We start from the raw sequence: 13,057 nt of genomic DNA on the forward strand, positions 1-13,057 counted from the left end.
GCCGGCAGTTGGAGTTCATGTCAAAGGATGAACTCGCTTCGATACTTAAAGTGACAGTTCGAACGATTACCAATTACGTTCGTAGAGGCGCCCTTCCGGCGCCAGTAAAAGTCGGGCGTAAGGCTCTCTGGCGCCGGGCGACCATTGAGCGACTGCTGGAGTCGCTAGACTGTGAGGGAGCGCTTCAGTTGCAGGCGAACGCGATTGGCAAAGCGCTTGCCGAAGAGCGATTGCTGAGTGGAGAGTAGGAGCGTTTGCAAACGGTCGAGATGAGTGACTTGTCTAGCGTATGAGGCATTGCAAAGGCGGCGCTGGCGTAGAACCATTTGCATAGGCGTAGGGGCTGATTGCAAATCTCCACAGGCGTCGGACTGGGCCTTGTATCGCGACACCGGCGTGGCGCACCTGCTCAGCGTGAGCGGCCTGCACGTGACCATGTTCGCGTGGCTGGCCGGTGCGATCGGCGCGTGGGCCTGGCGACGCAGCGCGCGGCTGTGCCTGGCCGTCCCCGCGCCACGCGCGGCGATGTGGATCGGCGTGCTCGCCGCGACCTTCTATGCGGTGTTCTCGGGCTGGGGCGTGCCCGCGCAGCGGACGGTGGGCTTGCTGGCGCTGCTCGCGTTGCTGCGCCAGCTCGGCGCGCGCTGGCCCTGGCCGATGAGCCTGCTCGCGGCGGCGCTCGGCGTGTGCGTCGCCGACCCGTGGGCGCTGACGCAGGCGGGTTTCTGGCTGTCCTTCGGCGCGGTCGCGCTGCTGATGGCGGCCGACCACCGCGCCGAACCCGGCTGGCGCGGCGCCTTGCGCGTGGCATGGCGCACGCAGTGGCTGGTGACGCTGGGCCTGGCGCCGCTGACGCTGCTGCTCTTCCAGCAATTGGCCGTGGTGGGATTGCTCGCCAATGCGGCGGCGATCCCGCTGGTGTCCTACGTCATCACGCCGCTGGCGATGCTGGGCGCGATCTGCCCGCCGCTGTGGCAACTGGGCGCGTGGCTGGTGGCGGCGCTCAATGCCGGGCTGGAGCTGCTGAGGACCTGGCCCTTCGCGGTCTGGCATCTGCCCTGGGCGCCGGGCTGGGCGCAGGGCCTCGGACTGGCGGGCGGCGTCGCGCTGGCGATGCCCTGGGGCTGGCGGCCGAGGCTGGCCGGACTGGCGTTGTGCGTGCCGCTGTTCTGGCCGGCGCTGGATCGGCCCGCGTTGGGCCACTTTGAACTCTGGCTGCCGGATGTGGGGCAGGGCGGCGCGGCGGTGCTGCGCACGCACGGACACACGATGGCCTTCGACGCCGGACCGCGATGGGGACCGGGCTCGGACGCGGCCCAGCGCGTGGTGCTGCCGCTGCTGCGCGGCCTGGGCGAGCACCGGCTGGACGCGTTGATGGTCAGCCATGCCGATCAGGACCATGCGGGCGGCACGGCCAGCCTGCTGCAGGCCTTGCCGGTGACCTGGCGCCTGGGCGCGGTGCCCGGCGGGGAAGCGTGCCGGCGGGGCCAGCGCTGGGAGTGGGACGGCGTGCGTTTCGAGGTCCTGTGGCCGAAAGACGCGATTCAAGCTGCCGGGGCAGGCGCCAAGCGCAACGCGGCGTCCTGCGTGCTGCGGGTCGAGGCGGCCGGTCGGCGCGTGCTGCTGACGGGCGACATCGAAGCGGCGCAGGAGGCGTGGCTGACGCGCGAGGAGGGCGTCGACGGCCTGCGCGCCGAGGTGCTCGTGGTGCCGCACCACGGCAGCCGGACTTCGTCGTCATGGAGCTTCGTGCAGGCGGTGGGGCCGCGGGTGGCGGCCGTGCAGTCGGGTTTCCTGAACCGCTTCGGGCATCCACGCGCGGAGGTGCTGGCGCGTTACGCCGCGATCGGCGCGACGGTCGTGAACACGGCCGATTGCGGCGCGTGGCGCTGGCGCAGCGATCGATCGGGCCCGCCGATGCGCGATTGCGAAAGGGCGCTGCGGCGGCGGTACTGGTTGACGCCGCCGATCGCGCTCGGCGAGCCGTCCGAGACGGCCCTCCCTGACGAGGATCCGGACCCCGCGCCCTTCAGGCCGTGAACACGAGCGCGATCTGCTCGGGCTCTCGCGTCGCGCGCGCCTTGGTCGCGGTCTTCGTCGCGGGTGCCGTCGCCTCCAGGTGATCGACGAGGAAACGCGCCGTCTCCGGCGATCGGTTCATCTCCGCGGCCACCACCGCCTCAAGCTCCGACGCGCGCACCTCCATCGCCGCGCACAGCTTCAGCAGTCGCGCCTCGACCTCGAGGTAATGGCGCTCCACCGTCAGCTTGCGCGCGCACAGGCCGATCACCTGCGCCACGCGCAGCAGGTGCGCGTCCAGCAGCGCGACGTCCTCGGACGCCGACCAGCCGCGCACGATCGCCGAGGCGGTCTTCGGTCCCACGCCGGGCAGCGCCATCAGCCAATTGCGCACCTCCTGGCCCGAATCGAAGTCCGGCGCCGACAGCAGCGCCGGCATCACCGCCGCGAGGTGGCGCGCCTTCTGCGTCGCGAAGCGGAAACCCAGCGCCTTGCCCTGCACGTCCAGCGGCTCGCTGAGCCACGCGGTCAGCATGGCCTCGCACACGCCCGGCTGCACGAAGGCGCCGCGCTCGCGCACTCGCGTGAAGGCGGCCAGACCCACCGCCGCCGGGATGCCGGGGCCGCCCAGCAACGACGCGCCGACCTCCTCGGCCAGCGAGCGGCCCGACGCGCGTGGTGCCGGCGCCTCCAGGCGATGGGTCAGCGCCTGCTGCGTCCAGTACGCGGGCGTAGGGAATTCCTCGACGGCGCCCCAGCGCACGCCGGTGAGGATGGGTTGATGGGGATCGGGGAGTTCTCGGTGAAGGGTGCCGTGGCGGGAAACAAGGGCGACGATCTGGGTCATGGGAAAGCAATGCCGGGGAGGGCAACGCCGCCTCTCTGGGCGGCTGGATAGGTGGTGTTCAGCCATTGGGTGAACGCGGCGCGTTCGACCGGGTCCATGGCGTGGACACGCTCTTGAAGACGTTCGAGACGTCGCTTGAGGGTCTGGCGCTCGCGGAAATTGGCTCCGCGGTGCCGGCTGTCATGAAGCATCCGAGGCGGCTCGAAGTTGAACCACAAGGTCTCGGTGCGCACGTCGGTGTGGGTCTTCGCCCGGAACTCCGTCGTGCGCCATCCCCGCAGCAGCGCGTCGTACATCGGATGCGCATAGCCCGACACGATCACCGCGCACGGCAGGCCCACGAGCTGCGTCAGCAGGGCCTCGTGGTCGTCCGCGTCGTATTCATGCCGGTAGATGCGCGTCTGCCGCCGTGTCTCGGGGTGATAGGGCGGGTCCACATAGACCAGCTCGTCCCCCTGGAACACGTGCTGCGCGAGAAACGCCTCCGCACGCCCGTGAATGAACTCGACGTCCGGCATCGCCCTCGCGCGCCACTGCGCGATGACCTGCTCGTCCGCGTCGATCGCGATCGAACGCGCCGCGGGCAGCTTGTGACGCAGAACCGCGCCGCCACCCACATGCGTCTCGATGTACACCCGGTGCGGAGGCATGAGGTTGATGACGTGCTGGAACGTCTTCCCCTTGCCACCTGGATACTTCATGTGACGAATCATCGTCAGATCTGACGATGATGTCAAGGCGCTGGCAGCGTCAGCGCACCATCAACTCGACGTCAGAGCGCGGTGAGCCAGTCGCAGCGCAGCCGGCCCGAGCGGTGCAGCCGGCGCCGCCCGCCGGTGTACGCCATCGGCAACATCCACGCGCACAGGCACAACGGCAGTGCGATCCACGCCTGGATCAATAACGCGCCCGGAACGCCCATGAACCCCAGCATCCAGATGGTCAGCACCACGTTCCAGACCGCCAGTTCCACCGGGTGCCGCGTGCTGTGCATCACCATCCAGCGCTTCACCTGGCTGAGCTGCGTGAGGGTCATGACGGGCTCCTGGACGGCGGAAAACGAATGGGCGAGAGTGTAAGTTTCGAGTCAGGGTTATCCCATCCCCAGGACGTGGAGCCCGAGTGCGGCCCTGGGTTTTCCCGCGATGTGGCATGCAGACAGGGGGAGGGACGGGTGCCGATCGGCACGGGGTGCGGCGGCGTCCCTCGTGTATGGTTCGCCCCTTCTCAAAGAGGTGGACAGGAGTCCCGCGAATGAAACGAGTGATGTGGGTCGCATTGGCGCTGGGCGCCGCGGCCGGCGCCTCCCAGGCGCATGAAGGCATGTGGATGCCGCAGCAGCTCCCGCTGGTGGCCAAGGACATGAAGTCCCTGGGTCTGAAGTTCGACCCGGCGCGGCTCTCGCAGCCGCTGGGTTATCCGATGGGGGCCGTGGTCAGCCTGGGCGGCTGCACCGCGTCCTTCGTGTCGCCGCAGGGCCTGGTGGTGACCAACCATCACTGCGCGTTCGGATCGATCCAGTACAACTCGACGCCGCAGAAGGACCTGCTCAAGAACGGCTTCCTCGCCGCGTCGCTGGGCGAGGAACTGCCCGCCGCGCCGGGCAGCCGCATCCTGGTCACCGTCGCGCTGACCGACGTCACCGACAAGATCGTCGACAAGGCCACCGCGGCGCTGCAGGGCAAGGCCCGCATCGACGCGATCGAGGCCAACGAGAAGGCGATCGTCGCGGCGTGCGAGAAGGACGCCGGCCATCGCTGCTCGGTGGGCTCGTTCTACGGCGGCCTGATGTACCAGCTGACCAAGCAGCTCGAGATCCGCGACGTGCGCCTGGTCCACGCGCCGGCCGAAGGCGTGGGCCTGTTCGGCGGCGACACCGACAACTGGATGTGGCCGCGCCACACCGGCGACTACAGCTTCTACCGCGCCTATGTCGGACCGGACGGCAAGCCGGCCGACTTCAGCAAGGACAACAAGCCCTTCCAGCCTGCGCAGTTCCTGAAGCTGGCGAGCTCGCCGCTGAACGAAGGCGACTTCGTCGCGGTGGCCGGTTATCCGGGCCGCACCAATCGCCATCGCCTGCCCAAGGAAGTGGACTTCGCGTTCTCGTGGGACTTCCCGCACCGCGTCAAGGCCATGGGCGAGCAGCTCGAGCTGATCAAGGAAGCGACCGCCGGCCGGCGTGACGCCGAGATCAAGCTGGCCAACACGGTGGCCGGCGTCAACAACTACTACAAGAACTACCAGGGCCAGATGGCCAGTTACGCGGGCAGCGACATCCTCTCGCGCAAGCAGGCGGGCTTCGACGAGATGAAGGCCTGGGTGAACGCCGACGCCAAGCGCCGCGCGAGCTACGGCCCGGCGCTGGCCGAGGTCGATCGCCTGATCGTCGAGCGCCAGGGCATCGTGCGCCGCGAGTTCCTGCTGAGCTACGCGACGCCGACGCTGGTCAAGAGCGCGGGCGATCTGTACGAGCAGGCGCTGCAGCGTCAGAAGCCGGATGCCGAGCGCAAGTCCGGTTATCAGGACCGTGACCAGCTGCGCCGCAAGCAGGCCGTGGAGACGGTGGATCGCCGCTTCGACGAGATCACCGAGAAGAAGGTCGTCAGCCACTTCCTGACGCAGTACCTGTCGCAGCCGGCGGACCAGCTCAACACCGCGTTCCTGAACGCGCTGGGCGTGCGCGCCGGCATGGACGCCGCGGCGGTGAGCGCGCGCGTGGACGCGCTGTACGCGGGCACCAGGCTGACGGACAAGGCTGAGCGCACCGCGTGGCTGTCGCGTGACGCGGCGGCCTTCGAGGCCAGCACCGACACGCTGGTCAAGGCGGCCGTGGCGCTGCGCGCCGACGAGCAGGCGCGCGAGAACCGCGACAAGGAACTCGCCGGCAAGATGCAGCAGGCCTACGCGGCGACGATGCAGGCCGAGATCGACTTCAAGGCCAGCCGCGGTCAACCGGTCTATCCGGATGCCAACAGCACGCTGCGCGTGGCCTTCGGTCAGGTCAAGGGTCGCAACCCGGGCGTGGATGGCACGACCTGGACGGCGTTCACGACGCTGCGCGGCATCGTGGCCAAGCACACGGGCAACGGCGAGTTCAACGCGCCGGCCGAGCAACTGGCCGCGATCAAGGCCAAGCGCTTCGACAAGTACGGCGTGAAGGCGCTGGACTCGGTGCCGGTGAACTTCCTGGCGACGCTGGACACGACCGGCGGCAACTCGGGATCGCCGGTGCTCAACGGCAACGGCGAGCTGGTCGGCCTGCTGTTCGACGGCACGCTGGACGCGGTGATCTCCGACTGGGACTTCAACGACCACATGAACCGCAGCATCTGCCTGGATGCGCGCTACATGCTGTGGCAGATGAAGGTCGTCGACAAGGCGGATCGCCTGCTCAAGGAAATGAACGCGCTGTGATCGGCTGACCGATCCGACGTGACCACGCCCCGCGATGCGGGGCGTTTTTCATGGGGCGGCCCTTGTCTTGCGCGGGCGAGGCGACGGGGCGGTTTCCGGTCCTGACGTTCAGGTCGGGAAGGTGCCCGGCAACAGGATGCCGCGATCGACCTGGGCCAGTTCGCGATGGCCGCAGAACGCCATGGTCAGGTCCAGTTCGCGATGGATGATCTCCAGCGCGCGGGTCACGCCGGGCCGCCCCATGGCGCCCAGCCCGTACAGGAACGCGCGCCCGATGTAGGTGCCGCGCGCGCCCAGGGCCCAGGCCTTGAGCACGTCCTGACCGGAGCGGATGCCGCCGTCCATGTGGACCTCGATGCGATCGCCGACGGCATCGACGATGCGAGGCAGCGCCCGGATGCTGGACTCCGCGCCGTCGAGCTGCCGCCCGCCGTGGTTGCTGACGATGAGCGCATCGGCGCCGGTCGCGGCGGCCAGCCTGGCGTCCTCCTCGTCGATGATCCCCTTGATGATCAGCTTGCCGCCCCAGCGCTCGCGGATCCACTGCACGTCGTCCCAGCTGAGCTGCGGATCGAATTGCTTGGCGGTCCACTCGGACAGCGAGCCCATGTCGCCCACGCCCTTGACGTGGCCGACGATGTTGCCGAACTGCCGGCGCTTCGTGCCCAGCATGCCCAGGCACCAGCGCGGCTTGGTCGCCATGTTGATCAGGTTGGGCAAGGTCAGCTTGGGCGGCGCGGACAGGCCGTTCTTGAGGTCCTTGTGCCGCTGGCCGAGGATCTGCAGGTCCAGCGTGAGCACCAGTGCGTCGCACTTGGCGGCCTTGGCGCGGTCGATCAGGCTGTGGATGAAGCCGCGATCGCGCATCACGTAGAGCTGGAACCAGAAGGGGGCCGTCGTGTTCGCCGCGATGTCCTCGATCGAGCAGATGCTCATCGTCGACAGCGTGAAGGGCACGCCGAAGGCCTCGGCGGCCTGCGCGGCGAGGATCTCGCCATCGGCGTGCTGCATGCCGGTGAGCCCGGTGGGCGCGATTGCCACCGGCATCGCCACCGGCCGGCCGATCATCGTGGTGGCCGTGCTGCGGCCCTCCATGTTGACCGCGACGCGCTGGCGCAGCTTGATCGCCTGGAAGTCGGCCTCGTTGGCGCGGTAGGTGCCCTCGGTCCAGGAGCCGGAGTCCGCGTAGTCGTAGAACATCCGCGGGACGCGTTGCTGCGCGAGCACGCGCAGGTCTTCGATGCAGGTGATGACGCTCATGCGCCGGATGCTAGGTCAGCGGCGGGTCGGCGGGTCGGAAAGTTTGTCCGAGGGATCTGGAGAATCCTTCCGGGTGCCGGCGCTGAGCGACTCGCAATGGCGGGCGAGCCAACCGGAGAAGACGCGTGCGGCTTCGCCGTCGCCATGGCGCACGAGGCCATAGGGCATGGCCGCGGGCACGGCGAGGTCGAAGAGCCGCTTCAGGCTGCCGCCGCGCAGGTAGGTGGCGGCGAGGCTGGGGCGGCCCAGCACGATGCCTTGTCCGCAGGCGGCGGCTTCCAGCGTCAGGCCGAGGTCGACGAATCGCGTGCCCGAGGCGGGCTCCGGCCAGTCCAGGCCCGCCGCGCGCAGCCAGGGCGACCAAGGCTGCAGCGGCGTGCGCAGCAGGGGCGCCGAGGCGAGATCCGCCGGCGACTCGATCGTGCCGAGCCGCGCCAGCAGCGCCGGTGCGGCCATCGGGGCGACGACATCGTCGAGCAGGACCACGCCGCCGGCGGGGATCTCGCCCGCGAAGATCTCGACCTCCGCGGGTGGCGCGGGCTGGTCCAGGTAGGGCGTGGACAGCAGCAGTTCGAGCTCGACGTCCGGATGGGCCGCGGCGAAGCCGGGCAGGGCGGGAACGAGCACCTGCCGGGCGAAGGTCGGCGGGCTGCTGATGCTCAGGCGCGTGAGGCCTTGCTGCTCGCGCTGATGCAGCGGCACGGCGGCCAGCAGCGATAGCGCGGTCTGGACCTGGCCGAGGTACTCCTTGCCGGCGGCGGTCAGGCGCAGCGGCTGACGGGTCAGCAGCGGCTGGCCGAGGCGCTCCTCGAGCGTCGCGATGCGTTTGCCCACGGCGCTGGCGCTGATGTGCAGCGCGTCCGCGGCGCGTTCCAGGCTGCCCAGGCGCGCGGCGGCCTCGAAAGCCAGCAGGCCGTCGATGGACGGCAGGCGCAGGGAGTCGGTCGGGGCACCGAAGGGCGAGGCGGGGGCGGTGGGTGCGGCGGCGGGCGAGCTCGCGTGGGAGGAAGCGCTCATGGCGTGCGACTTTAGCGGCGCGGCTACAGTGTCGGGATGTCCGAAGTTTCCGATGCCACCAACTCCGCCGATGAGCGCGCGATGACCCGAGCGGAGGCGGCGCTGTGGCGGCGCGTGCCGTGGCTGGTGGCGGGCGTGTTGAGCCTGGTGCTGGGCGTGATCGGCATCTTCCTGCCCTTATTGCCGACGACGCCGTTCGTGCTGCTGGCCGCGTTCTGTTTCGCGCGCGGGTCGGCGCGGTGCGAGGCGTGGCTGCTCGGTCATCCGCGCTTCGGTCCGATGGTCGTGCAATGGCGCGCCCGGCGCGCCGTCCCCTTGCGTGCCAAGCAGATGGCCTGGGGAATGATGACCGTCAGCTCGGTGATCTCCTGGCTCGTGATGCCCGTCGTGCCGTGGCTGCCGGCGGTGTGCTGTCTGGCGGTGGGGATCTGGTTGTATCGACTTCCCACGGCGCGGTGACCGCGTCAGCCGCTTGCGGGCTTGTACGAGCGTCACACCGAGCGCCATGATCCCTGACATCGTGATCATCCCCCGTTGCCCCGAGAGGAGCGCAAGCACCGGCACTGAGGAGAAAACAGCCAAGCTCAACAGCGCATAGGGATAGAGCAACGCGCCCAGCGCGAAGTCGTCGACGGTTGAGCGGAGCATCGGCTTCCTCAGCCAAAAGCGTCGTCCCAACATGAAGAGGAGCGCCATCAAGGAGGCCACCATCTCGTGAATGTTTCCGTCAAGGAAGTCGGACATTGAAGTGGTCTCCTCACTTCAGATCGCGCCGCGGCGACGGGCAAATGCGAGGACGACGGCGGCGCCAAGCACTGCTGCGATGACATCCCGAGTGGCGCTCTGCGGTGCGACGAATCCGCTGAGCGCGATGCCCATGACGCCGCCAGCGCAGATCCGAGTGAACACGGCGAACCACCATTCGGACCGATCTGGCAGCGTGGATGGCTCGTCGATCGAGGTGTCCGGGTCGTCGGCGAACGCTTTCGAAGAGGTGAAATCGATGTGCATGAGGCGGCTCCGTGAGCAGGTGTTGAAGCCTGTCACTGTGCGCCGATTGCATGCATCGAAAATCGAAAAGCCGCCTCCCTCGCGCTTCAGCAACGCCAACCTTGCGCGATGCCGACTCGACCCATCCCCTGAATCTGTTGGTCAGTTTTCGACCGCGAACCCGGTCGTGGCGTCGGGCAAACAGCCTCAACCGAACAGCGTCAGGTTCTCCGGCTTGGGCATCGTCGGCGCGTCCGCCTTGGCGCTCGACGCCGACCGCGACCGCCGCTGCGGATCGACCTCGCCTGGCCGGCTCAGCTTGCCCACGCGCACGCCCAGCAGCCGCAGGCGCTGGCTCAGGTCGACGCGCTTGAGGCACAGGCCCGCCGCGTGGCGGATCGCCGCCGCGTCCTGCACCGGCGCGTCCAGCGTCAGGTCCCGCGTCACCGTGCGGAAACCCTCGAAGCGCAGCTTGATGCCGATCGTCCGGCCCAGGTAGCCCTTGCGCTGCAGATCGGACGCCAGCTGCTCGCACAGCGCGGTAAAGATGCGCGACAGCTCGGGGCGGTCGCGCTTGGCGTGCAGGTCACGCTCGAAGGTCGTTTCGCGGCTGATCGACACCGGCTCGCTGTGCGTGACCACGGGCCGCTCGTCCAGCCCCCACGCCGCCTGGTGCAGCCACGCGCTGTAGCCGGCCCCGAAGTGCTGCAGCAGCAGTTCAGGCGCGGCCAGCGACAGATCGCCGATCGTGTGGATGCCCAGCCCCTCCAGCTTCGCGCCGGCCTTGGGACCGATGCCGTTGATGCGGCGCACCGGCAGCGGCCAGATCCGCGTGGGCAGGTCCGCCATCGTGACGAGCGTCAGCCCGTCCGGCTTGTCCAGTTCCGACGCGATCTTGGACAGCAGCTTGTTGGGCGTCACCCCGATCGAGCAGGTCAGCCCCGTGGCGCTGTGCACCGAGTTCTTGATGTCGCGCGCCAGCGCCCGCACCCCGCCCAGCGGATCGTGGCCGACCGGATCGCGCGCGCCCGGCACATCGGTGAGGTCGATGTAGATCTCGTCGATGCCGCGATCCTCGATGACCGGCGCGATCTCGCGCACCGCGGCCTTGAACAGCCGCGAGAAATGCCGGTACGAGTCGAAGTCCGCCGGCAGCAGGATCGCCTGCGGCGCGCGCAGCGCGGCCTTCATCAGCCCCATCGCGGAGAACACGCCGAGGTCGCGTGCCGCGTAGGTCGACGTCGTCACGACGCCGCGGCCGGTGTAGTCGGCGAGCTTGAAGAACTCGCGCGTGCCGTCAGGGCGCTCCTGCGGCGTGTGGGCGCGTCGGCCGCCCACCACCACCGGCAGGCCCTTGAGCTCCGGATAACGCAGCAGCTCCACGGACGCGTAGAACGCGTCCATGTCGAGGTGGGCGATCAGGCGATCGGGCAGCGCTGGCGTCGGCTCGGCCATGCGGCGGATTGTGGCGCCGCCGGGTGTCACGCGCTGTCAGCAGGTCTTCGGATCGAAGCCGCGCTCGGTCATCGTGTAGACCAGCGCCGCGTCCATCATCTCGGCGTGACCCGGGAACCATTGCGACAGCTCGGTGCGCACGATCGTCAGCGGCTCGCGGTCGCCCAGGTCCTCGGCGTAGCGCACCACCTCGCGCATCACGTTGAGCACCATCGCGTGCTGGCTGCTGTGGCAGTTCTCCGGCTCGAAGCCGGTCGCCGCCATCCAGCGCTCCTCCATCGCGAAGTGCTCCTCGGTGTGCGCGAGCAGCGCCTTGAAGTCCGGCAGCGCGTCCTCGCCGCGGTCCAGCGTGGCGCCGTAGCGGTTGAGCAGCTCGACGAATTCCTCGTGCGTGTGGTCCAGCTCAGGCTGATCCAGCACGAGCTCCGGGGTCCAGGCCAGCGTGCTCATCGTTCAGCCACCCAGCCGCTGACGATGCCGTGCCACCTGCGCGCGGACCTGCGCCGGCGCGGTGCCGCCCAGGATGTTGCGCGCGTTGAGAGAGCCCTTCAGCGACAGCACCTCGTAGACGTCCTCGCCGATGCGGGGATCGAATTGCCTGAGCGCGTCCAGCGGCAGCGCCGACAGGTCGATGCCCTGCGCCTGCGCGATCTTGACCGCGTGGGCGACGATCTCGTGGGCATCGCGGAAGGCCAGGCCTTGCTTGACCAGGTAGTCGGCCAGGTCGGTCGCCGTCGCATACCCCTTGAGCGCGGCACGTTCCATCGCCTCGGGCTTCACCGTCAGACCGGCCATCATCTCGGCGAAGATGCGCAGCGTGTCGTTGAGCGTGTCGACGGTGTCGAACAGCGGCTCCTTGTCTTCCTGGTTGTCCTTGTTGTAGGCCAGCGGCTGGCCCTTCATCAGCGTGATCAGGCCCATCAGGTGGCCGACGACGCGGCCGCTCTTGCCGCGCGCCAGTTCGGGCACGTCCGGGTTCTTCTTCTGCGGCATGATGCTCGACCCGGTGCAGAAGCGGTCCGGCAGCGCGATGAAGCCGAAGGCCTGGCTCATCCACAGGATCAGCTCTTCCGAGAGGCGCGAGATGTGCACCATGATCAGCGCCGCGGCGGCGCTGAACTCGATGGCGAAGTCGCGGTCGCTGACGGCGTCCAGGCTGTTCTGCGCGACGCCTTCCATGCCCAGCGTGCGCGCGACGCGCTCGCGGTCCAGCGGATAACTCGTGCCGGCCAGCGCGGCCGCGCCCAGCGGCAGGCGGTTCACGCGCTTGCGCGTGTCAAGCAGGCGCTCGGCGTCGCGGGCGAACATCTCCACGTAAGCCAGCATGTGATGGCCGAAGGCCACCGGCTGCGCGACTTGCAGGTGGGTGAAACCGGGCAGGATCACGTCGGCATGGCGCTCGGCCTGGTCGACCAGCACGCGCTGCAGCTCGCCCAGCAGGCCGACCAGCGTGTCGATCTCGCCGCGCAGCCACAGCCGCACGTCGGTGGCGACCTGGTCGTTGCGGCTGCGGCCGGTGTGCAGCCGCTTGCCGGCCAGGCCGACCAGCGCGGTGAGCCGCGCCTCGATGTTCAGGTGGACGTCCTCCAGGTCGAGCTGCCACTCGAAGCGGCCGGACGTGATCTCCTCGCGGATCTGGGCCATGCCCTGCTGGATGGCGGCCAGGTCGTCGGCGCCGATGATGCCCTGCGCGGCCAGCATGTCGGCGTGGGCCAGGGAGCCCTCGATGTCCGCGGCCCACAGCCGCTTGTCGAAGTCGACGCTGGCGGTGTAGCGCTTGACCAGCTCGCTCATCGGCTCGGAGAACAGGGCCGACCAGGCCTGGGATTTATTCGCCAACTGGTTGTCGGCGGGCTGGTGGGCTTCAGGCGGCTGGGCAGGGGAGGAGGACATCGGCTTGCAAGGCGTTACGACTTGGCGGTGCCCCGGGCGCGCCCGCATTGGAAGCGGCGCGACGCCTGGGTGAGAATGAGCCGCCGATTCTAAAGGGGGCGCCGTCCGGGCGCTCCGGGGCCGCAGACAAGAGGGCGCGACAGTGCGGGGACGGGAGGA

Annotated in this window: 12 protein-coding genes; 4 read left to right on the plus strand and 8 right to left on the minus strand. The window is 69.1% G+C overall.

The window, feature by feature from the left end; translation table 11 throughout:
* Positions 1-17: 17 nt before the first annotated feature.
* Together ACNI65_RS06570 and ACNI65_RS06575 are read left to right on the plus strand one after the other, a co-directional pair.
* Positions 18-248, plus strand: a complete 231-nt coding sequence (locus tag ACNI65_RS06570) for a helix-turn-helix transcriptional regulator (RefSeq protein WP_416761920.1) — start codon at positions 18-20, stop codon at positions 246-248.
* 25 nt (positions 249-273) lie between these two features.
* Positions 274-2,040: a DNA internalization-related competence protein ComEC/Rec2 gene (locus ACNI65_RS06575; protein WP_416761922.1), complete on the plus strand. Its 1,767-nt coding sequence runs from the start codon at positions 274-276 to the stop codon at positions 2,038-2,040.
* On the opposite strand, the gene ACNI65_RS06580 is transcribed toward ACNI65_RS06575, so the two are convergent.
* Both ACNI65_RS06580 and ACNI65_RS06585 read right to left on the minus strand, forming a co-directional pair.
* Positions 2,030-2,866, minus strand: coding sequence for a hypothetical protein (locus ACNI65_RS06580; RefSeq protein ID WP_416761924.1), 837 nt, complete (start codon positions 2,864-2,866; stop codon positions 2,030-2,032). The two genes, ACNI65_RS06575 and ACNI65_RS06580, sit on opposite strands and share 11 nt — an antisense overlap.
* The gene (locus ACNI65_RS06585) at positions 2,863-3,567 is read right to left on the minus strand and encodes a DNA adenine methylase (protein ID WP_416761925.1); all 705 of its coding nucleotides are present in this window, start codon (positions 3,565-3,567) and stop codon (positions 2,863-2,865) included. Before ACNI65_RS06585 ends, ACNI65_RS06580 begins: the two co-directional genes overlap by 4 nt.
* A 553-nt stretch (positions 3,568-4,120) precedes the next feature.
* On the opposite strand from ACNI65_RS06585, the gene ACNI65_RS06590 reads away from it, so the two are divergent.
* A complete protein-coding gene (locus ACNI65_RS06590) occupies positions 4,121-6,283 on the plus strand; it encodes a S46 family peptidase (RefSeq protein ID WP_416761926.1) in 2,163 nt (720 codons plus the stop codon).
* 108 nt (positions 6,284-6,391) lie between these two features.
* On the opposite strand, the gene ACNI65_RS06595 is transcribed toward ACNI65_RS06590, so the two are convergent.
* Together ACNI65_RS06595 and ACNI65_RS06600 are read right to left on the minus strand one after the other, a co-directional pair.
* On the minus strand, positions 6,392-7,543 hold the full coding sequence (locus ACNI65_RS06595; protein WP_416761927.1) for an alpha-hydroxy acid oxidase: 1,152 nt from the start codon (positions 7,541-7,543) through the stop codon (positions 6,392-6,394).
* Between the two features lie 15 nt (positions 7,544-7,558).
* Entirely contained in the window at positions 7,559-8,560 is a 1,002-nt protein-coding gene (locus ACNI65_RS06600) for a LysR family transcriptional regulator (protein WP_416761928.1), read from the minus strand.
* A gap of 36 nt (positions 8,561-8,596) precedes the next feature.
* On the opposite strand from ACNI65_RS06600, the gene ACNI65_RS06605 reads away from it, so the two are divergent.
* Positions 8,597-9,019, plus strand: a complete 423-nt coding sequence (locus tag ACNI65_RS06605; protein WP_416761930.1) for a YbaN family protein — start codon at positions 8,597-8,599, stop codon at positions 9,017-9,019.
* A 303-nt stretch (positions 9,020-9,322) separates the two neighbouring features.
* Here the strand turns inward: ACNI65_RS06605 and ACNI65_RS06610 are convergent, their stop codons facing one another.
* The 4 genes from ACNI65_RS06610 to argH form a co-directional block, all read right to left on the minus strand.
* A complete protein-coding gene (locus ACNI65_RS06610) occupies positions 9,323-9,571 on the minus strand; it encodes a hypothetical protein (protein WP_416761931.1) in 249 nt (82 codons plus the stop codon).
* A 186-nt stretch (positions 9,572-9,757) separates the two neighbouring features.
* Positions 9,758-11,005 (minus strand): DNA polymerase IV, encoded by a 1,248-nt coding sequence (dinB, locus tag ACNI65_RS06615; RefSeq protein WP_416761932.1) that lies wholly within the window; start codon positions 11,003-11,005, stop codon positions 9,758-9,760.
* Positions 11,006-11,041: 36 nt separating this feature from the next.
* Complete coding sequence (locus ACNI65_RS06620) at positions 11,042-11,455, minus strand: hemerythrin domain-containing protein (protein WP_416761934.1); 414 nt, start codon at positions 11,453-11,455, stop codon at positions 11,042-11,044.
* Between the two features lie 3 nt (positions 11,456-11,458).
* Positions 11,459-12,898: an argininosuccinate lyase gene (argH, locus tag ACNI65_RS06625; RefSeq protein ID WP_416761935.1), complete on the minus strand. Its 1,440-nt coding sequence runs from the start codon at positions 12,896-12,898 to the stop codon at positions 11,459-11,461.
* Between the last annotated feature and the right edge of the window lie 159 nt (positions 12,899-13,057).

The organism is Roseateles sp. So40a, assembly GCF_048081605.1.
In the GTDB taxonomy this organism is placed as follows: domain Bacteria; phylum Pseudomonadota; class Gammaproteobacteria; order Burkholderiales; family Burkholderiaceae_C; genus Roseateles.